This is a genomic window from Seonamhaeicola sediminis (assembly GCF_004358095.2).
Lineage (GTDB): Bacteria > Bacteroidota > Bacteroidia > Flavobacteriales > Flavobacteriaceae > Seonamhaeicola > Seonamhaeicola sediminis.
Window position 1 is genome coordinate 217,927 of the sequence record NZ_SMZJ02000001.1, and the last position, 19,386, is coordinate 237,312.

At 33.8% G+C, this 19,386-nt stretch carries 19 protein-coding genes; 11 read left to right on the forward strand and 8 right to left on the reverse strand.

The features are described from left to right. Nucleotides 1-211: 211 nt before the first annotated feature. From E1J38_RS01045 to E1J38_RS01065, 5 genes are all read left to right on the forward strand, one after another. Nucleotides 212-1,183 carry a M23 family metallopeptidase gene (locus tag E1J38_RS01045; RefSeq protein ID WP_133354762.1) on the forward strand — a complete coding sequence of 324 codons (972 nt, stop codon included), beginning with the start codon at nt 212-214 and terminating at the stop codon, nt 1,181-1,183. After that, nucleotides 1,183-1,512, forward strand: a complete 330-nt coding sequence (locus tag E1J38_RS01050; RefSeq protein ID WP_133354760.1) for a MerR family transcriptional regulator — start codon at nt 1,183-1,185, stop codon at nt 1,510-1,512. The genes E1J38_RS01045 and E1J38_RS01050 overlap by 1 nt, the downstream gene beginning before the upstream one ends. 87 nt (nt 1,513-1,599) lie before the next feature. Beyond that, entirely contained in the window at nt 1,600-2,199 is a 600-nt protein-coding gene (locus tag E1J38_RS01055) for a LemA family protein (protein WP_133354758.1), read from the forward strand. Nucleotides 2,200-2,208: 9 nt separating this feature from the next. Continuing rightward, nucleotides 2,209-2,646 carry a TPM domain-containing protein gene (locus E1J38_RS01060; RefSeq protein ID WP_133354750.1) on the forward strand — a complete coding sequence of 146 codons (438 nt, stop codon included), beginning with the start codon at nt 2,209-2,211 and terminating at the stop codon, nt 2,644-2,646. Between the two features lie 64 nt (nt 2,647-2,710). Next, on the forward strand, nt 2,711-3,526 hold the full coding sequence (locus E1J38_RS01065) for a TPM domain-containing protein (RefSeq protein WP_133354748.1): 816 nt from the start codon (nt 2,711-2,713) through the stop codon (nt 3,524-3,526). An 82-nt stretch (nt 3,527-3,608) separates the two neighbouring features. Here the strand turns inward: E1J38_RS01065 and E1J38_RS01070 are convergent, their stop codons facing one another. The 3 genes from E1J38_RS01070 to der all read right to left on the reverse strand — a co-directional run bounded on the left by E1J38_RS01070 (nt 3,609) and on the right by der (nt 8,151). Next, nucleotides 3,609-6,173 (reverse strand): TlpA family protein disulfide reductase, encoded by a 2,565-nt coding sequence (locus E1J38_RS01070; protein WP_133354746.1) that lies wholly within the window; start codon nt 6,171-6,173, stop codon nt 3,609-3,611. 32 nt (nt 6,174-6,205) lie between these two features. Then, nucleotides 6,206-6,646, reverse strand: coding sequence for a protein-disulfide reductase DsbD domain-containing protein (locus tag E1J38_RS01075; RefSeq protein ID WP_186525793.1), 441 nt, complete (start codon nt 6,644-6,646; stop codon nt 6,206-6,208). Nucleotides 6,647-6,846: 200 nt separating this feature from the next. Then, entirely contained in the window at nt 6,847-8,151 is a 1,305-nt protein-coding gene (gene der / locus E1J38_RS01080; protein WP_133354742.1) for a ribosome biogenesis GTPase Der, read from the reverse strand. A 115-nt stretch (nt 8,152-8,266) separates the two neighbouring features. Between der and E1J38_RS01085 the strand changes: the two genes are divergently transcribed. Beyond that, nucleotides 8,267-8,791, forward strand: a complete 525-nt coding sequence (locus tag E1J38_RS01085) for a GTP-binding protein (RefSeq protein ID WP_133354740.1) — start codon at nt 8,267-8,269, stop codon at nt 8,789-8,791. A 259-nt stretch (nt 8,792-9,050) separates the two neighbouring features. Here E1J38_RS01085 and era read toward each other — a convergent pair whose 3' ends face one another. The 4 genes from era to E1J38_RS01105 form a co-directional block, all read right to left on the reverse strand. Further along, entirely contained in the window at nt 9,051-9,929 is an 879-nt protein-coding gene (gene era, locus E1J38_RS01090; RefSeq protein ID WP_116524249.1) for a GTPase Era, read from the reverse strand. A gap of 114 nt (nt 9,930-10,043) precedes the next feature. Continuing rightward, nucleotides 10,044-10,775, reverse strand: coding sequence for a BamJ family beta-barrel-assembly machinery protein (bamJ, locus tag E1J38_RS01095; protein WP_133354738.1), 732 nt, complete (start codon nt 10,773-10,775; stop codon nt 10,044-10,046). A 112-nt stretch (nt 10,776-10,887) separates the two neighbouring features. Beyond that, on the reverse strand, nt 10,888-11,556 hold the full coding sequence (locus E1J38_RS01100; RefSeq protein WP_133354736.1) for a bifunctional 4-hydroxy-2-oxoglutarate aldolase/2-dehydro-3-deoxy-phosphogluconate aldolase: 669 nt from the start codon (nt 11,554-11,556) through the stop codon (nt 10,888-10,890). Nucleotides 11,557-11,647: 91 nt separating this feature from the next. After that, on the reverse strand, nt 11,648-12,694 hold the full coding sequence (locus tag E1J38_RS01105) for a sugar kinase (RefSeq protein ID WP_116524246.1): 1,047 nt from the start codon (nt 12,692-12,694) through the stop codon (nt 11,648-11,650). 156 nt (nt 12,695-12,850) lie between these two features. On the opposite strand from E1J38_RS01105, the gene E1J38_RS01110 reads away from it, so the two are divergent. From E1J38_RS01110 to E1J38_RS01130, 5 genes are all read left to right on the forward strand, one after another. Next, nucleotides 12,851-13,879, forward strand: a complete 1,029-nt coding sequence (locus E1J38_RS01110; protein ID WP_133354734.1) for a LacI family DNA-binding transcriptional regulator — start codon at nt 12,851-12,853, stop codon at nt 13,877-13,879. 432 nt (nt 13,880-14,311) lie between these two features. Further along, entirely contained in the window at nt 14,312-15,064 is a 753-nt protein-coding gene (locus E1J38_RS01115; RefSeq protein WP_133354732.1) for a (Fe-S)-binding protein, read from the forward strand. 2 nt (nt 15,065-15,066) lie between these two features. Continuing rightward, entirely contained in the window at nt 15,067-16,434 is a 1,368-nt protein-coding gene (locus E1J38_RS01120; RefSeq protein WP_133354730.1) for a LutB/LldF family L-lactate oxidation iron-sulfur protein, read from the forward strand. After that, nucleotides 16,400-17,005 carry a LutC/YkgG family protein gene (locus E1J38_RS01125; RefSeq protein ID WP_133354728.1) on the forward strand — a complete coding sequence of 202 codons (606 nt, stop codon included), beginning with the start codon at nt 16,400-16,402 and terminating at the stop codon, nt 17,003-17,005. Before E1J38_RS01120 ends, E1J38_RS01125 begins: the two co-directional genes overlap by 35 nt. Nucleotides 17,006-17,069: 64 nt before the next feature. After that, nucleotides 17,070-17,846, forward strand: coding sequence for a carboxylesterase family protein (locus E1J38_RS01130; RefSeq protein ID WP_133354726.1), 777 nt, complete (start codon nt 17,070-17,072; stop codon nt 17,844-17,846). Nucleotides 17,847-17,940: 94 nt separating this feature from the next. Here E1J38_RS01130 and aldA read toward each other — a convergent pair whose 3' ends face one another. After that, on the reverse strand, nt 17,941-19,380 hold the full coding sequence (gene aldA, locus E1J38_RS01135; protein WP_133354724.1) for an aldehyde dehydrogenase: 1,440 nt from the start codon (nt 19,378-19,380) through the stop codon (nt 17,941-17,943). Nucleotides 19,381-19,386: the final 6 nt, after the last annotated feature.

The window sequence follows — 19,386 nt, forward strand, 5'->3', positions numbered from 1 at the left end:
GGATATTCTCTTTTTTGTTTCATTACATTAATTGTAAAACAATTTTTATCTTTACTCACCAAAATTTATTTTTTGTTGAAGATGTTTGTGAAACAGTATCTTAAAGAACTATAAACAAACATCAAAATAATTGGTAGGTTTAATCGTTTAGCAATTAATTACAAGTTTAAGGCTTGAATTTTATCGATGCAAAAATAGCATAAATAACGTAATGAGTAAGGTAAAATATTACTACGATCCAGAATCGCTTTCGTACCGCAAAGTTGAGCGTAAAAAAAGGCGTACCTTCAAGTATGTTATGGTATTTCTAATGGCGGCAGCATTGTTTGGCTTTTTTGCAAACTTTATTATTGGTCAATATATAGAATCTCCCAAAGAAAAAGCTTTAAAGCGTGAGTTGCAGAATATGAAATTTCAATACGAAATTCTCAACAAAAAAATGGATGAGGCTGAGGCTGTATTGGCTAATGTAGCCGATAGAGACAATAATATATACAGGGTTTATTTTGAAGCTAACCCTATTCCAGAAGCACAACGAAAAGCAGGTTTTGGTGGTATTAACCGTTACAAAGACTTAGAAGGCTACGATAACTCTAAACTCATTATTGAAAGCAATAAACGTATTGATATTCTACAAAAACAAATAGTTGTTCAATCTAAGTCTTTAGATGAAATTGCAGCTTTAGCAGAAGAAAAAGAAAAACTATTGGCTGCTATACCTGCTATTCAACCCGTTAGTAATGAAGATTTAACCAGAATGGCTTCTGGTTACGGTATGCGTACAGACCCCTTTACCAAAGCTAGAAAAATGCATTGGGGAATGGATTTTACCGCACCCAGAGGCACACCTGTTTATGCCAGCGGAGACGGTAAAGTTGTTAGAGCAGACTCAAGAGCTAGTGGTTACGGTAAGCACATTCGCATAGATCATGGCTTTGGCTATACCAGTTTGTACGCGCATTTATTTAAATATAACGTACGTAAAAACCAAAAAGTAAAGCGTGGTGACCTTATAGGTTTTGTTGGTAGCACTGGACGTTCTGAGGCTCCACATCTTCACTATGAAATCTTTAAAGATGGTAAACGCATCAACCCTGTTAACTTTTACTATGGAAGCTTAACAGCCGAAGAATTTAGTAAAATGTTAGAACACGCTTCTTTAGAAAACCAATCTCTTGACTAATGCATATAGATTTACCCGAAAGACGTTATTACAGTATTGGAGAAGTTGCTAAGGCTTTTGGTGTAAACACATCATTAATTCGGTTTTGGGAAAAAGAGTTTGATGTATTAAAGCCTAAAAAAAATGCTAAGGGTAACCGAAAGTTTACACCAGAGGACATAAAAAATCTTAAATTTATTTTCCACTTAGTTAAAGAACGCGGCTTTACTTTAGAAGGTGCTAAAATTCATTTAAAGGAAGATAAAAAGGAAGCCTTAAGCAACTTTGAAATTATTAGTAAACTAGAGGACATTAAAGACCAATTGATTAAAATCAAAGAGCATCTTTAAAAAAAAGATCTGTTAGTTGGTGTAACTTTTTACAAAACAAGGTGTCAAACAATTAACCATAAAAAAACTCTATTAAATTATTATATCATGAAAAAATTTTTACCATGGATTATAGCTGCTGTTATAGTATTTGGTTTATTCTCTTGGGGAAAAGGGTTTAATAATACTGCCGTAAGATTAGACGAATCTGTTAAAGAAGCTTGGGGAAATGTTCAAACATCATATCAACGAAGAAATGACCTAATTGGCAATTTAGTTAATACCGTAAAAAGTGCTGCTAATTTTGAAAAAAGCACTCTTGAAGGCGTTATAAATGCTCGTGCTAAAGCCTCATCAATTTCCATTGACCCTTCCAATATTACTCCAGAACAATTAGCACAATACAATCAAGTTCAAGGAGGTTTAAGTGGCGCTCTTAAAAGTTTGTTAGTGACTGTTGAAAGGTATCCTGAATTAAAGACAAATCAAAATTTCTTAAAACTACAGGATGAATTAACTAGTACTGAAAACACCATCCAAACGGCTAGAACTCGTTTTAATAAAGCTATTAAACCCTATAACATCCATGTTAGACAGTTTCCTGGTAATCTAATTGCTGGCATTTTAGGTTTTGATGAAAAACCAAACTTTAATGCGGAAGTAGGTGCGGAAAAACCTGTTGAAGTAGATGAAATGGAGTTTAAATAAACTTTAAGAATGTCAAAAATTGAAGATTTCTTAACCTCTGAAGAAGAACAAGATATTGTTGAGGCTATTCGTAAGGCAGAATTAAATACTTCGGGAGAAATTCGTGTTCATATTGAAAAAACCTCTAATGGCGATGCTACCAATAGAGCCTTAGAAGTTTTTTATATGTTGAAAATGGAGAACACCAAAGCCCAAAATGGGGTATTGATTTATGTGGCCGTTGAGGATAGAAATTTTGTGATATATGGAGACAAAGGCATAAATGATGTTGTTGCAAAAGATTTCTGGGATAGCACAAAAAACATTATACAATCTCATTTTAAGCTAGGTAAATTTAAACAGGGGTTAGTTGAAGGTATTTTAATGTCTGGAGAACAATTGAAAAAACATTTCCCTTATACCGATTTTGACACTAACGAACTCTCTAACGATATCTCCAAAGGCTAAAATTACTATGCATTATTCAGCAAGTATTATGCAGTTTCCAAAGTTCAATAAACAGTATTTCAAAATGAAAATTATTTCTTTTGCTTCAATACTTTGCCTTACTCTTTTTTCTTTTAATATTTCTTTTGCTCAGTTTAACATTCCTGATAAGCCTTCAGACAAAAAGCAAACATTTGTTTACGACTATACTAAACCAAAACTTTTATCAAAAAAAGATTCTACTTATTTAACAGTAAAACTTAAAAGGTATGCAGACACGACATCTACCCAAATAGTAGTTGCCATAATAAATACAACCAAGGGTGAAAACATAGGCCTATTAGCTCCAAGATGGGCACATAAATGGGGTGTTGGTCAAGCCAAAGAAGATAATGGTGTTTTTATACTACTAGCTAGAAACGACAGGAAAATTTGGATTGCTCCTGGTTATGGAGTAGAGCATAAATTAACTGCAGGTATTACTGGAGAACTCATTAGAAATATTATCATTCCCGAATTTAAAAAAGGAGACTACTTTAGTGGCCTTAACAAAGGGGCCGATGCGATTTTTGAAGTTTTAAACGGAGAATATAAGAGCACAAGGAAATCTAAAAAGAACGACTTTCCTGTTGGTTTTCTTTTAGTCTTTATTTTCATTTTTGTTGTTATTCTCATCTCCATTTCAAAGAACAAGCGAGGTGGTGGTAAAGGTGGAAATCGAGGAGGCAAGTCAGGCGGCTTAGATATCTGGGATATGATTATTTTGAGTAACATGGGACGTTCTTCTGGTAGCCGTGGTGGTTGGGGAAGTTCTGGTGGTGGTTGGTCGTCAGGAGGCGGTTTTGGAGGCGGCTTTGGCGGTGGTGGTTTTTCTGGCGGTGGTGCAGGTGGAAGTTGGTAAACACTTTTTAATAAAACAACTAACAAAGAGAGAAGTTAAAAACACTTCTCTCTTTTTGTTTTAAACTTTATTACTGGCATTTTTATTTAGACAATTCATCTTTTAAAATCCTTTTTAAACTGGTATTATCCATATGGGGCATTTTTGGTTTTACAATCTCTCCTTCTTTATTCACTAAGGTATAATGTGGAATTCCAGAAATCTTAAACTTTTCAGACAAATAGTTCCATTCATCAGCAGAAACTCTATAATGCTCACCTTTAATATCAACAATAGCATTCTTCCATGTACCTTCTGGTGAGGTTTGGTTAGTTATATATAAAAACACCACATCGTCATTGGCCATTTCTGCTTTTAGTGGTGCAATTCTTTTAATCCCAGACTTACATGGTCCGCACCAAGTAGCCCAAAAGTCTACATACACTACTTTACCTTCAAACTTTTTTAGCATAGAAGCAAACAGCTCATCACCTTCTTTTTTCTCAACATTGTGAACAGTATAGCCTCCTTTGGTTTTGTTTCGTTTTATTTTTTCCTTGGTTTGGGTATTACAAAATGCTAAATACTCATTTAGAAATGGCGTACTTAATGACGCCTGCAACGTTTTTAAATCTTCTTCACCATACACTTCATAATCTTCAAACTTTTTACTAAACGTTTGTGTTTTCATTACGTCTTGTAAAAAGGAATATTCGGTTCCAAAAAATGCCTGTACTTTTTTATCTCTTTCAGCATTTAATCGCTCTCTGAAAATCTCAGAACTATAATCTTTGTATTTATCATAAAACGTTTTGATAGCATTTGCAAACTCTTTATTAAATAAACGCTCATCTTCAATTTCTGCAGGTGTCCTTAAAACGTTTAGTGCCTCTACCAATTTAACTTCCTCGTCTGAAATTTTAATGTTTTTAGTTTCAAAATAGTCTACTAAATTGAGTATAAAATGATGTTTAGGTTGGTTCTGTGCTTTAATAAACTCTCCAGCATCTTTGAAATATGTTCTATACTTTCTGTAAAATTCTTGTTCTAAATCTCCATAATCTTTATTGAATTTATCTTCTTTAGCAAGCATTTCAGGAGTTTCAACTTGCTTACTAAATTCCACCATATTAAGTTCATCGGTAGTAAATTCCACACCTTTCTTTTGTAATAATTTTGTTAGTTCTACTTTACCTAATTTTGGTAGTCTATTCTCTTTAAAAATATCGGCGTACATTAACCTATTGGTAAAAAAGTAATAACTATTAGACAGGGTTAACAGCTTATTATTTAAAACATCTTTAGGCAGAAAATCATAATAACTTTCACTCACCTCAAACTCCTTGTAAGGGAGTTTTTCTTTGTCACTTTTAGCTTTTTCATTCTGATAAGCTACAGAACGACGATTCATATTATAACCCAAAAGCATGTTGTAGTACTCCAATTCTATTTCTGCTTTTTTTATTTGTAATGCTTTTTTACTTACCAAGTGATCCTTTTGGTAAGTGCTAAGTTTATTCAGTACTTCTTCCTTAAGTTCAAGACACAATTTTGTGTAATTGTTAGGAGACATTTCACCTATTTTTTTGTAAACCTCCCTACTTAACATCAGCTTAATATCTTTTAAATCTTGTAGGTCTGTATTCACCAGGGCATTATCTCCCATAAAAAACGAGTCTTTATTACTTATGTAATGAAACACTTCCTTTTTAGGCTCCAAAAACACATCGTATCGGTCATTAGGCATTCTTAAATAAACCGTTTGAGGATGTGTTAGGGGTAATTTCACCTTAAAATTTCCATCGTCATTTATTTTAACCAAATAAGATTCCTGACCTCCTAAAAAAGGATTATTAACATACAACATTCCCGTTTTTTGTTTCATTCTTTCTGAAAATCCTTTAATATATCCAGAATAAGTAGCAGAATCTATTGCAAAGGCTACAGTTTCAAAAGGCACATCATTTTCCAATTTAAATTTTGGTTTGTATACGCGTTTTAAACCATAATCTTTTAATGTTTTAGGAGAAGCACCAAAAGCAACCAACCCATTCTTACCTTGTTTGGCATAAATGGTTTTTAGTTTACCATAATGTTCTAGGGTAATCGTGTATTTTTTTCCATTTTGCTCTACGGTTTTATAATCCCAAACCTGCCCTTCAACAATAGCATTTTTGGTATTGAAGCCATAGTCCCAGCGGTTACTACCATCGGCTAAAAGCCAGTTACCTCTTAACGATTTAGGTAAAAGGGCTATGTTTTCATCTTCTTGCAAAACAATATTATAGACTTGCCAACCTCGTTCTTTATCAACGCCAAAATCAAAAGTGGTAACTGCTTTATCAAGTGGCGGAAAATATAATTGATATGTTACTTCACCAGATTCAGGAAAATCATTTCTTCCAAAATATGCTCCAGTAAGTTTAGTAACAAATTGTTTATCATTGTCTTTACCTGAAATAATATGAGACTCTTTATGCAAGTGGAAATAACCCCAAGGCAATTTTTTAATTTTAAAATGCATTACCGTTGTGGTATCGTGAATTTCAATTTTTAGAATTTCTCCTGGATAAGTTGAGTATCCATATTCAGGATTTTCTATAGTTTTTTGTGCAAAGGAATACAGCGTGACTAATCCGAAGAAAAGCATGGAAATAATGTTTTTCATGAGTGTTCGTTTTTTAATTGATTGATGTTTGTTTATGGAATTTCTATTTCAAAGTTAAATTGCCATGGTAAACACTGATGGTTGTTGCAGGACATATAAGTGATTTCACCTTTTACTTTAAATGGTGTGTTGTGCTTCATTTTAATACGTTGTTTAAACACCGTTTTCTTTTCAAAGTATTTCACGTTCATTTCAAAAACCTCCTCAAATATTTCTATAGGTTCTTGTTCTGATGGTTTACCAATACATTGATAATTACTATTTGGCTCAAATGTGAAAACTGTTGGTAACGGTCCGCCTTCCTCTAAATATTGAGAATACAAATGCCAATTCTTGGCTATGGTTGATGTAAAGACGATATTGTAGTCATTCTCTGTCACTTTTTCTATGGAGGTTGCCCACGTAACAGGTTCTGGCTTTTGACCAAATGATAATGAGACCGAAAACAAAATGGTAAAGGTGAGTATTTTCAAAATACTTAAAAAGAAGTTATTAATTGATATTGTATGCTAATGTAACGAAAGTAAACTTTTTAAAGTATGTTTTTTCTTAATAAATTGCCAATTTTTATGGCTATCTGGAATAACTTGTAACAACCTTTCTTTTTATAAGGTAATCGTTAACAATAAATAAAACTAGAATGTTTCCCTTAAACTAGGAGCTTCGGACAAAACTACTTCTTTCGCATATATACACTAATGGGTACTCCAGTAAACCCAAAATTATCGCGGAGTTTATTTTCTAAAAAGCGTTTATAAGGGTCTTTTACGTATTGTGGTAAGTTACAGAAAAAAGCAAACTGTGGTTGTGGTGTAGGCAACTGCATAACGTATTTTATCTTAACAAACTTACCTTTATATGCAGGTGGTGGATAATTTTCTATAAGAGGTAAAAACACATCGTTTAGTTCGCTTGTTTTTATACGCTTAGAACGATTTTGATATACCTCAACAGCTGTTTCAATAGCTTTATAAATACGTTGTTTGGTCAATGCTGAAATAAATACAATAGGCACGTCGGTAAAAGGTTCTACTTGCTTACGAATGGCTTTTTCGTATTCTTTAACCGATTTATGGTCTTTCTCTACTAAATCCCACTTATTAACCAGAATTACAATACCTTTTCTATTACGCTCTGCAAGCCAGAAAATGTTTTGTACTTGTCCGTCAAAACCTCTATTCGCATCTAAAACCAATAAACAAACATCGGCATGTTCAATAGCTCTTATACTGCGCATCACCGAGTAAAACTCCAGGTCTTCTTTTACTTTAGATTTTCTTCGTATTCCTGCCGTATCAACTAAATTGAATTCAAACCCAAAGCGGTTGTATTTTGTGTCAATAGCATCTCTGGTTGTACCAGCTATATCGGTAACAATGTATCGATCCTTTCCTATCAACGCATTTATAAACGATGATTTTCCTGCATTAGGACGCCCAACCACAGCAAAACGGGGTAAGTCTTCTTCAACAACCTCCTCTTTTTCTGGTAGTGCCTCTATTAAAGCATCTAATAATTCACCTGTACCTGCTCCATTGATACTAGCAATGGTATAATAATTTCCTAAACCTAATGAGTAAAATTCAACGGCATCTTCGGCACGTTTATTATTATCTACTTTATTTACTGCGAGAAAAACTGGCTTATCTACTTTACGCAACAATTTAGCAACATCCTCATCCATTCCAGTTACACCAGTTTCAACATCAACCATAAAGATAATAGCATCTGCTTCATCAATAGCTAACTCAACTTGTTTATCAATTTCAGCCTCAAAAATATCGTCACTACCAACAACATAACCACCCGTATCAATAAGAGAAAACTCCCTCCCGTTCCAATCGCTTTTACCATAGTGACGGTCTCTTGTAACGCCACTAACAGCGTCTACAATAGCTTCACGTCTTTGAATAAGACGATTGAAAAACGTTGATTTTCCAACATTGGGTCTCCCTACTATAGCAACAATATTACTCATATACTTCCTTGATTTTTGTTCCTTTTGGAAACATTGTGCAAAAGTACACCTTATTTAGAAACAATTAAGATTTAAATAAAAAATAGTACTTTAACAAAACTAAACTACTAACTAAATGCCAACAACAAACGATATTGTTTTACGCCCTAGGTTTAAGAGAGAAATTAGCGAACATAATGAGGTTATTTTAAAGGCTTTTGAAACCTCTAAAAAAGAGCAGTCTCAATTTATAGTTACTCGATTAGACAACCATGTTTTTATAAAATTTCCAAAAAGAGAACAACAGTTTTGGACCCCACAGTTGCATTTAGAAATTGATGAAATTGACGATAAAACAAGTATGCTTCATGGGTTATTTGGACCTAACCCTACTGTGTGGACTATGTTTATGTTTTTCCATTTTATTGTAGCATGCCTGTTTATTGCGTTTGGAGCTTGGGCTTACTCCAACTGGAAACTTGAAACCGACTATATTCTACAAATTGGTATTATGATTTTAATGGTGATTATTTGGTTTTCGTTGTATTTTGCAGGCAGTATTGGAAAAGCGTCTAGTAAAAATGACATGCACAAATTAAATGATTTCATGAATGAGATCCTCAAAAAAACCGTTACGAATTACGATTTAGAACAAGGTTAATTGAATTTATCATCAAATCTAAAATTTTAAAAGGCTTCAGCAGATTAAGAAAGCTAAATCATAAAAAAGAAAAAGTCTTAAATGACAAATTCCATTAAGACTTTTCAACTAAACTAACTAACTCAAAAACCGCTGTACTTGGCGCAGTTGAAGTATCAAACTTTAATAACACAAATCTATTTTAACTATGTAAAGTAATGGTTATGAGAAATTAAAGAATGTTTTAACTTTTAAAAGCTACTAAAAATTTAGTTTATTTTTAGTTATACCCAAATCGCTTTAATTGGTTTTGATTTGAACGCCAATTTTTATTCACCTTAACATAAAGTTCTAAATGAATTTTTTTGCCAAAGAATTTTTCCAAATCCTTTCTAGCCTCAACACCAACACGCTTTAGGGCACTACCCTTATGACCTATAATAATACCCTTTTGAGTATCACGCTCTACCATAATCACAGAGCGGATTCTGATAATTTTCTCTTCTTCGTGAAATTCTTCAGTCTCTACTTCAACCGCGTAAGGTATTTCTTTTTTGTAGTGAAGTAGAATTTTTTCCCTGATACTTTCATTTATAAAGAAACGTTCGGGTTTATCTGTTAACTGGTCTTTAGGGTAAAACGGAGGCGACTCAGGAAGCAGCTCAATAATCCTGTTGAACACTTCATTTACTTGAAATCCTTCTAATGCCGAAATAGGATAAATCTCGGCGTTCGGCACTTTTTCTTTCCAAAGTTGCACCTGTTCTTCAAGTTTTTGCTGATCGGAGGTATCAATTTTATTTAAAAGCAATAAAATAGGAATCTCAGAATTGGTTATTTTTTTAAAAAACGCTTCGTCTTTAAGTGCTTTTTCTCCAATTTCAACCATATACACCAAAATATCAGCATCTTCAAAAGCTGATTTCACGAAGTCCATCATAGACTCCTGCAGTTCGTAAGCAGGTTTAATAATACCGGGTGTATCACTGAACAATATCTGAAAATCATCGCCATTTACAATACCCAAAATACGATGTCTGGTTGTTTGTGCTTTTGATGTTATTATAGACAATTTTTCACCCACAAAAGCATTCATCAAAGTTGATTTACCAACATTAGGGTTGCCTATGATATTTACAAAACCCGCTTTATGTGCCATATAATCATTTTGTGCAAAGTTACAACCTTGATTGGTATTTGCCCTATGAAAAATAAAAACAAAAAAGCAGGAAGAAAACTTCCTGCTTTTTGCTTATGTTGTCTCTAAGATTAATTACTTAACAATCTCTATTAATTCCACTTCAAAAACTAACGGCGTAAAAGGTTTAATGTGCTCACCTCTTTGTTGATGACCGTATGCCAATTCCTGAGGTATAAAAAATTTGTATTTAGACCCTACAGTCATTAACTGTAAACCTTCTGTCCATCCTCTAATTACTTGCCCAACACCAAAGGTAGTTGGCTCTCCTCTATCAACAGAACTATCAAACACAGTTCCATCAAATAAGGTTCCGTGGTAATGCACCTTAACTCTATCGCTTGCTGTTGGTTTATCCCCTTCTCCTTCTTTTAGTACTATATATTGCAATCCACTTTCAGTAGTTTGTACACCTTCTTTAGAAATGTTCTCAGCCATTAGTTTTTCTCCGGCAACCTTTTCATCTGCATATTGCTCTTCGGCTTTCTTTATTGCCTCAGCTTGTTGCTTTTCATACTGCTCTTGTTGCTTTTTTTGCATGTAGGTTTGTATGATTCCTTGTACTAAAGTTGGGTCTATTTTTACATCAGAGGAATCAGCTACACCTCTGTAACCTTGATAAAAAAGATCATGATTAAAATTATCATCTTTAAAGGATAAGGCAACATTTCTGGCTACATCCATACCAATGGCATAACTTAAGGAGTCTGATGCTGTTTTCAACTCTTTGTTTTGAGCACCATTCTTATTACAAGAAACTACTAATGTAGCTACAAGCATAATGCTTAAAATCTTCTCTATTCTCATGTGTCTATTTTTTTAGTTTTTAACGTGATGCGAATTAACGAAATTTAAGTTTAAAATAAAAAGAAAAGAGCCGCAATAAATTGCGGCTCTTTATCAACTATAAATATGTAAATTATTTTCTAACGGCTTTTACAATTGCTAAAGCATCTTTTACATCTTGCTCTAACTTAGCGTAATCTTTGTTAGCAATAATATCTTTGGAAATTAATTTAGATCCCATACCAACGCATGTAACACCAGCATCAAACCATGCTTTCAAGTTATCTTCGGTTGGAGACACCCCTCCTGTTGGCATAATACTAGTCCATGGTTGCGGTCCTTTTATCCCTTTTACAAACTGAGGTCCATAAATATCTCCAGGGAATAATTTTACTATTTCACAACCTAATTCCTCAGCTCTAGTAATCTCAGTTAATGTTCCGCAACCAGGAGACCACAACACTTTTTTACGGTTACAAGCTATAGCTATGTCTTCTCTTAAAACTGGAGTAACTACAAAGTTTGCTCCCAAAGACATATATAAGGATGCTTGTCCAGCATCAGTCACAGAACCAACACCCATGATCATTCCCGGTAATTCTGCAATAGCAAATTTAGTTAATTCTCCAAAAACCTCATGGGCAAAATCACCACGAGCAGTAAACTCCATTAAACGAGCACCACCATCATAACATGCTTTTAATACTTTTTTACTTAATTCTATATCGCTATGAAAAAACAAAGGAATCATTCCTGTTTCTTTCATGGCTTGGGCTACTTCTAATCTTGAAAATTGTGCCATATTTTTTATTATTTAATTGTTAATTTGTGTATTTGTTAAACTGAAAAACCGAATAAACGACTTCTTAACAGCTCAACAACAAACACAAATATTATCTGGCTACACGCCCTGAAGCGTCTCCACCCATTAGTTTTTCAACTTCATCTACTGTTACTAAATTGGCGTCACCTTTAATAGTATGTTTTAAACAAGAGGCTGCTACAGCAAAATCTAATGCATTTTGATCATCTTCAGGGTATTTTAATAATCCGTAGATTAATCCTCCCATAAAAGAATCACCACCACCTACTCTATCAACAATATCTGTTATTTGGTACTGACGAGTCTCATACATTTTTTTACCATCATACAACACCCCTGCCCATGTGTTGTGAGATGCAGAAATAGAACCTCTCAACGTAGTAATAACCTTCTTAGCACGAGGGAATTTTTTGAGCATTTGATCACATACAGATAGGAATGCTTCAGCCTTTACTTCGTGACCATGCTTGTGTACATCCAATCCTTCAGGGTGGATACCAAAATGTTTTTCAGCATCTTCTTCGTTCCCTAATATAATATCACAATAAGATGTTAATTCGGTCATTATTTTTTCTCTATGAGCAGTATCACAGTACTTCCAAAGTTTTTGACGGTAGTTTAAGTCTGTTGAAATTGTCAACCCTAATTTACTGGCAGCCTTCACAGCTTCTAAACAAACATCTGCTGAACTTTGAGAAATAGCTGGTGTAATACCTGTCCAGTGAAACCAATCTGCACCTTTAAAAACTTCCTCCCAATCAACCATACCTGATTGAATTTCTGCCATTGCAGAATTTGCTCTATCATAAACCACTTTACTACCTCTTGATACCGCACCGGTTTCTAAAAAATAGATACCTAAACGGTCTCCACCCCAAACAATCTTATCAACACCAACACCTCTTTTTCGCATTTCCATCATAGCACATTCTCCAATATCGTTCTTTGGTAAACGTGTAACAAAATCAACATCAACGCCGTAATTGGCTAATGAAACTGCAACATTAGATTCTCCCCCACCATAAACAGCATCAAAATTGTTTGCTTGTGAAAATCTTAAAAATCCTTGAGGAGATAATCTTAACATGATTTCTCCAAACGTGACTACTCTACTCATTTTTTAATTCTTATTTAAAATATTTATTAGTTATGCTTAAACGTTTAACCAAAAAATAAAAAATAAATCAAAACGCTTTAAAATAGGTTAAGTGTTTTGATTTTTATTACTAAAGTAATATATTTGCTTAAACGTTTAAGCAAATATAGAACAAAATTGGGAAATAAAAAAAAAGCAACAATAAAAGATATTGCAAATGTACTTAATATCTCTCCTGCTGCCGTATCAAAAGCGCTTCATGATGATTCCCGAATTAGTGAAAAAACAAAAAAAGCTGTCAAGCAAGTTGCTAAAAATTTAAATTACCAGCCCAACCACCTAGCAAGTGCCCTAAGGAAAGGAAAAAGCAATTTAGTAGGTGTTATTGTACCCAGAACCAATAGTAACTTCTTTTCTTCTGTTATTCAAAACATGGAAGAAGTTTTAAATAGAAAGGGGTACAATATCATAATCACACAATCTAATGAATCTTATAAAAAAGAATGCGCTAATATTGATACCTTATTGTTTACACAAGTTGATGGAATTATTGCATCTATGGCCAATGAAACCGTTGATTTAAGCTATTATGAAAAGATAAAATCTAAAGGTATTCCGCTCATCTTATTTGACCGGGGTGAAAACGATTTGAATGTTGATTATATTGGTATTAACGATTACGAAAGTAGTCACATGATTGTTGAGCATTTGGTAAATCAAGGCTGCAAGCGTATTGCACATATTGGTGGTTATAAACACACTAGAATTTACAATAACCGAATTAGGGGTTATATTGATGCCTTAAAAAAATACCATCTACCTCTTGAAAATGAATTACTTATTGAAAGTAACTTAACTACAGAGGACGGTAGAGAAAAAATGCAGCAATTATTAAACTTAGAAAATCGACCTGATGCGGTCTATGTTGCAGGAGATTATGCTGCTTTGGGGGCATTACAGGTATTAAATGAACAAAATATTAAAGTCCCCCATGACATAGCACTGGTTGGTTTTGGAGACGAACCTTTTACAGCTATGGTTACACCAACCTTGTCTAGTATAAATCAACAAAGTTCTGAGATTGGAAGATTAGCTGCTCTTACTTTTTTGGAGCACGCAAAGAAAGATATAGTTACACAGTCTTTAAATAAACAAATTTTAGATGCCAAACTAATTGTGAGAGAATCTTCAAAAAAACACATCTAAAAAGTAAATTTCAAAAGAAATATTAACCTTAGCCATAAAATTATATATTAACCCGTTGTACATTTTGATAAAATTTTGTCAATTCGAGTTGATTTTACGATTGTAATGAGTAAAATTTGTATCGAGAATAAAAATTTTAATATTTTTAATACGTTCTCGATACGATTTTTCGTGCCTCAAAATCACTCGAACTGACATAATTTATGATTATTAGCCAAAATGCACAACGGGTTATATTAATAAAAAACTATTTCCTTTTATAGTATCTCTTAATAACTATTAATTCATATTAATTTTAAAACTTTCACTTTTACTTAAAAACCCATATAAGTACCTTTCATAACCTTATTTCAGTAAAACAGGTTAGAACAGGACAGCAAATGAATTGTATTATTTTAATTTTATATTGAAGTTTACCTTGTTAATTAACCAATGCAAAAGAAAAAAATAAAAGTAGGATTATTCATTCCCTGCTATATCAACCAATTGTATCCTCAAGTAGGGATAGCAACTTTAGAGCTTTTAGAAAAATTAGATGTTGATGTTGACTATCCACAAAGACAAACATGTTGTGGCCAACCATTAGGAAATTCTGGTTACGAAGAAGATTCTAAAGGAATTTGTAATCTTTTTGTCGAAAATTTCAAAGAGTACGATTTTATTGTGGGGCCCTCTGGAAGTTGCATTTATCATATTAAACATCATTTTGATATTTTGGAACAAACACCAGAAGTAAAAAGGGTAAGAAACAATGCCTTCGAACTTTGTGAGTTTATTGTAAAAATACTAGGAAAAACAGACTTAGGAGCTTCATTTCCACACAAAGTTGGGCTTCATAAAAGCTGTCATGGATTGCGAGGTCTAAAACTTGGCTCCTGTTCTGAAGTACAAGGAGAACATTACTCAACCGAAGAGGATTTATTAAATCAAGTGAGGGGGTTGGAATTAATGTCTCTTAATAGAAAAGATGAATGTTGTGGGTTTGGAGGTACGTTTGCAGTTTTTGAGGAAGCTATTTCTTCTAAAATGGGTAAAGACCGCGTTCAGGATCACCTTAGTAGTGATGTAGAAGTTCTTACGGGAGCAGACCACTCTTGCTTAATGCATCTAGAAGGAATAATTAACAGAAACAAACAACCAATAAAGGTGATGCATATTGCCGAAATACTAAATAGTAGTTTATAGTTATGAGTCACGCAACAAAGGCAGCTGAATTCAATAAAAACGAAGCAAAAGTAAACTGGCATGACAAAGCCTTATGGTATGTTAGAGAAAAACGCGATAAATCTGCTCACAATGTTCAAGGATGGGAATATTTAAGACAACTAGGATCTAAAATTAAAGCTAATGTTTTATCAAATTTAGACGAATACCTAATCCAGTTTGAGGCTAATGCCAAAAAGAATGGTATACATGTTCATTGGGCGTCTGATGCTGAAGAACACAATAATATAGTAAATGATATACTAAGCAAGCACAATGCAAAAAAGGTAGTTAAAAGTAAATCTATGTTAACGGAAGAATGCCACTTGAATCCCTTTTTAGAGAGCAGGGGTATTGAAGTTGTTGATACAGATTTGGGGGAACGCATAGTACAACTAGCGCAGGAGCCTCCAAGCCATATTGTATTGCCAGCTATACATAAGACCAAGGAGGATGTAGATGAATTATTTCAAGAGCATTTAGGAACAACACCTAGTCAAGGCAACCCTGAATATCTAGTTGGTGAGGCAAGAAAACATTTGAGGGATAAATTCCTTAATGCCGATGTAGCCATCACTGGTGTTAATTTTGCAGTGGCCGATACTGGCGGTGTAGTTGTTTGTACCAACGAAGGAAATGCAGATATGGGAGTTCACTTAGCAAAAGCTCATATAGCTTGTATGGGTATTGAAAAGATTATTCCCAAAGAAAAACATTTAGGTGTTTTTTTAAGACTCTTGGCTCGAAGCGCTACAGGTCAACCAATTACCACATATTCTTCACACTTCAATAAACCAGAAGATGGTAAAGAAATGCATATTGTTATAGTAGACAATGGCAGAACAGAGCAACTAAGCAGAGAAGATTTTAGAGCTTCTCTTCATTGTATTAGGTGTGGAGCATGTATGAATACGTGCCCTATTTATAGGAGAAGCGGAGGTCATAGTTATGATTATACTATACCTGGACCTATAGGTTCTATTCTTTCTCCAGGTAAAGATTTGAAAAAACACAGTTCGTTACCATTCGCTTCTACGCTATGTGGTTCTTGTTCAAATGTATGTCCGGTTAAAATTAACATTCACGAACAACTTTATAAGTGGCGTCAGGTAATAGTGAAAGAACAAAAACAGCCTATGGTTAAAAAATCTATTTTAAAAACTGCTGGGGTTGTTTTGTCTAAGCCTGGTCTTTATAGAATTGCTGGAAAAACAGCTAGATTTATGCTTAAAAATGCTCCTAAATTTATGATATATAATAAACTAAATGCTTGGGGTAAAGCAAGAGATTTACCAGAGGTAAAAGGGCAAAACTTTGATGATTGGTATAAAAAAAGACAGAAAAATGGGTAGAGAATCTATTTTAAAATCAGTAAAACAAAATAAACCAGAATTACTGCAACTGCCAGACATTAATGAAGCTACATTTGAAGAAGACATCAATCTTTTAGAAACTTTTAAAAACAATCTTAAGGCAGTTGGTGGTTTTGTTAAAGAAATTGACGAAAAAAGTATTGACACAGAAATTAAAGTACTTCACTCCAATAAGACAAATATTGTTAGCACAACAAAAAAGTCTGCTTTAGGAACTATTACAATAGATAAAAACACGGAGCCTCATACTCTGGAGAATATAGACTTAGCCATTTTAGAAGCTGAACTTGGTGTCTCTGAAAATGGTGCTGTATGGGTTACTGCGAGTAATAGTATTGTACGTGTATTACCATTTATAACTAACGATTTGGTAATTATTCTTAAAAAAGAAAATATCTGTTTACACATGCTTAAGGCATATGATCAAATAGCAGAACGCTATAGGGATTTTGGTGTATTTATATCAGGCCCTTCAAAAACTGCCGATATTGAACAATGTTTGGTAGTGGGTGCCCATGGCGCTATGAGTTTAGCTGTTTTATTAATTTAATAAGTATTCTAACAGTTTTATTTAAAAAAATCAACTTTATAAATCCATTTAATCGTTTGATGAAATGAAAAAATTAGCTATCATCTTTTTTACATTATTTACCTTGAGTAGTTTTCAGCAAACACCTGATATTGAAAAGGTACTTATTGATATTAATCAAACTTTCAAAAACATGGAAGTAAAACTTTTGCACTGGCCTGAAGCATTACAACCTAAATTAGGAAGTTTAAAAAAAACTGCTTTTATGGCTTTCCCCAAAAAGGAAACTAAAGGTAAATTACCACTACTTATATCATTACATGGTGGAGGAGGAAAGACGTGGAGCCTTGAAGAGCAACTTAAACGTTCTTCTGAAGTAAAGGGACTCTCTCTTGCCGAATTAGCTGGTAAAGATCTAATCCTTTTAGAACCCAACTCTTTTGAAAAATGGGATCCTAAAACACTCAATATCATGTTAGATTATATACTTAAGAAGTATACTCAAATAGACCAAAGCCGTATTTATGTGATAGGACACAGTATGGGAGGCAAAGGCACTTGGGAATGGATACAGCAATCTCCAGAACGTTTTGCGGCTGCAGGACTAGGAGGATTTAGTGGTGTTTCGGAAAATGATGATTTTACTAAACTTGCTAATTTCCCTGTATATGGTATGGTGGGTGGCGAAGATGGCAAAAACGTAGCATCAGCAAAAAAAATGACTGACCTATTAAAAGCAGCAGGTAATAAAAATGTAAAGTATATTGCTTTTCCTGGTGCCAACCATGCACAAGGAAACAAAATGCTGTTTAGTCATGTTGCATGTGTCGATTGGATGCTTACTTTTTCTAATAAAAAATAAGCACCTGTTTTAGATTTCAAAGCCAGATTAAATAAAAAAACACAGCCGAAACAATTGTTTCGGCTGTGTTTTTTTATTTCTACTAAACTTAGGCTTAGTAATATTTAGCATAAACTACTTTTGTATGTAAATATTCTTCCATACCATGTTTACCATCAGCTCCACCTACACCAGATTTTTTCCATCCAGCATGAAACCCTTGAATGGCCTCAAAGTGTTCTCTATTCACATAGGTTTCACCAAAATGCAAACCATTGGTAGCCTTCATAATATTATTAAAGTTTTCAGAAAAAATTGATGATGTTAACCCAAACTCTGTATCATTAGACAAAGCAATAGCTTCATCTAAAGTATTAAACTTCAAAACAGGTAATACCGGTCCAAATACTTCTTCTTGAACAATTTGACTTTTTTGATCACAGTTTACTAAAACAGTAGGATTATAGAAATAACCTCTATCAAATTTTTCAGGACGGTTTCCTCCAACTAATACTTCAGCGCCTTCCTCTTTAGCAAACTCAACCATTTCTGTAATTTTATCTAATTGTGATTTAGATACCAAACTACTCATATCTGCACCTACCCCAGTTAATGCATCTTCAACTGTAACTTCGCTCATTTTTTTGGTAAGTTTATCTACAAACTCATCGTAAATACTGTCTTCTACATATACACGTTCAGCACAATTACAAACTTGTCCACTGAAAATCACTCTTGAAGAAACAATTGAATTCAACGCTAAATCTAAATTAGCATCGGCACAAACTATTGCTGGGGCTTTACCTCCTAATTCTAATGAAACTTTAGTTATATTCTCTGCAGAGGCACTTATAACTTGTTGTCCTGCACCAACACTTCCTGTTAAACTAATTATACCAGTAATTGGACTAGCAGATAGTGCATTACCAACGGTTCTACCTGCTCCACACACAAAATTTAAAACACCTGCAGGCAATTCAATTTTTTGAATAAGGTCTGCAAATTCCATAATGGTATTTGGTGCTTCAGAACTTGGTTTGATAACACAAGTGTTTCCTGTAATTAATGATGCTGCAACTTTACGAGCCATCACAAAAAACGGGAAATTCCAGGGACAAATACCTACAGCAACCCCAATTGGTACTTTATGTAAATAGATATGCTCCTTCTCTCTATCACTTTGAATAATCTCTCCTTCTATTCTGCGAGCCCAACCTGCATTGTAATCAAAATAATCAGCAGTTACATCAATTTCAACCTGTGCTAAACCAATTACTTTGGCTTGCTCTTTAGATAACGTTTCTGCTAAAAAAACACGGTTCTCTCTAATAACATCAGCCATTTTGTGTAAAAAAGCTGCTCTTTGTATTGCTGGCAAAGCCTCCCAAGCAGGTTGTGCAGCCTGTGCTGCTTCTAGAGCGTTATTTGCATCCTCTACAGTTCCTGTAGAAATTGTACTTAAAACTTCCTCTGTACAAGGATTCAAAATTTCAATAACAGATGTAGCCTTAGATTCTACAAATTGTCCATTAATGTATTGCTTATAATGTTTCATTTTAAT

What these genes read in the sequence shown, in the direction of transcription:
- E1J38_RS01070 (WP_133354746.1), bottom strand. Translation starts at nt 6,173, where the DNA reads ATGAAAAACATTATTTCCATGCTTTTCTTCGGATTAGTCACGCTGTAT.
- aldA (WP_133354724.1), bottom strand. Translation starts at nt 19,380, where the DNA reads ATGAAACATTATAAGCAATACATTAATGGACAATTTGTAGAATCTAAG.
- E1J38_RS01105 (WP_116524246.1), bottom strand. Translation starts at nt 12,694, where the DNA reads ATGAGTAGAGTAGTCACGTTTGGAGAAATCATGTTAAGATTATCTCCT.
- bamJ (WP_133354738.1), bottom strand. Translation starts at nt 10,775, where the DNA reads ATGAGAATAGAGAAGATTTTAAGCATTATGCTTGTAGCTACATTAGTA.
- E1J38_RS01100 (WP_133354736.1), bottom strand. Translation starts at nt 11,556, where the DNA reads ATGGCACAATTTTCAAGATTAGAAGTAGCCCAAGCCATGAAAGAAACA.
- E1J38_RS01120 (WP_133354730.1), top strand. Translation starts at nt 15,067, where the DNA reads ATGAGTCACGCAACAAAGGCAGCTGAATTCAATAAAAACGAAGCAAAA.
- E1J38_RS01115 (WP_133354732.1), top strand. Translation starts at nt 14,312, where the DNA reads ATGCAAAAGAAAAAAATAAAAGTAGGATTATTCATTCCCTGCTATATC.
- era (WP_116524249.1), bottom strand. Translation starts at nt 9,929, where the DNA reads ATGGCACATAAAGCGGGTTTTGTAAATATCATAGGCAACCCTAATGTT.
- E1J38_RS01085 (WP_133354740.1), top strand. Translation starts at nt 8,267, where the DNA reads ATGCCAACAACAAACGATATTGTTTTACGCCCTAGGTTTAAGAGAGAA.
- E1J38_RS01060 (WP_133354750.1), top strand. Translation starts at nt 2,209, where the DNA reads ATGTCAAAAATTGAAGATTTCTTAACCTCTGAAGAAGAACAAGATATT.
- E1J38_RS01125 (WP_133354728.1), top strand. Translation starts at nt 16,400, where the DNA reads ATGATTGGTATAAAAAAAGACAGAAAAATGGGTAGAGAATCTATTTTA.
- E1J38_RS01130 (WP_133354726.1), top strand. Translation starts at nt 17,070, where the DNA reads ATGAAAAAATTAGCTATCATCTTTTTTACATTATTTACCTTGAGTAGT.
- E1J38_RS01065 (WP_133354748.1), top strand. Translation starts at nt 2,711, where the DNA reads ATGAAAATTATTTCTTTTGCTTCAATACTTTGCCTTACTCTTTTTTCT.
- der (WP_133354742.1), bottom strand. Translation starts at nt 8,151, where the DNA reads ATGAGTAATATTGTTGCTATAGTAGGGAGACCCAATGTTGGAAAATCA.
- E1J38_RS01050 (WP_133354760.1), top strand. Translation starts at nt 1,183, where the DNA reads ATGCATATAGATTTACCCGAAAGACGTTATTACAGTATTGGAGAAGTT.
- E1J38_RS01045 (WP_133354762.1), top strand. Translation starts at nt 212, where the DNA reads ATGAGTAAGGTAAAATATTACTACGATCCAGAATCGCTTTCGTACCGC.
- E1J38_RS01055 (WP_133354758.1), top strand. Translation starts at nt 1,600, where the DNA reads ATGAAAAAATTTTTACCATGGATTATAGCTGCTGTTATAGTATTTGGT.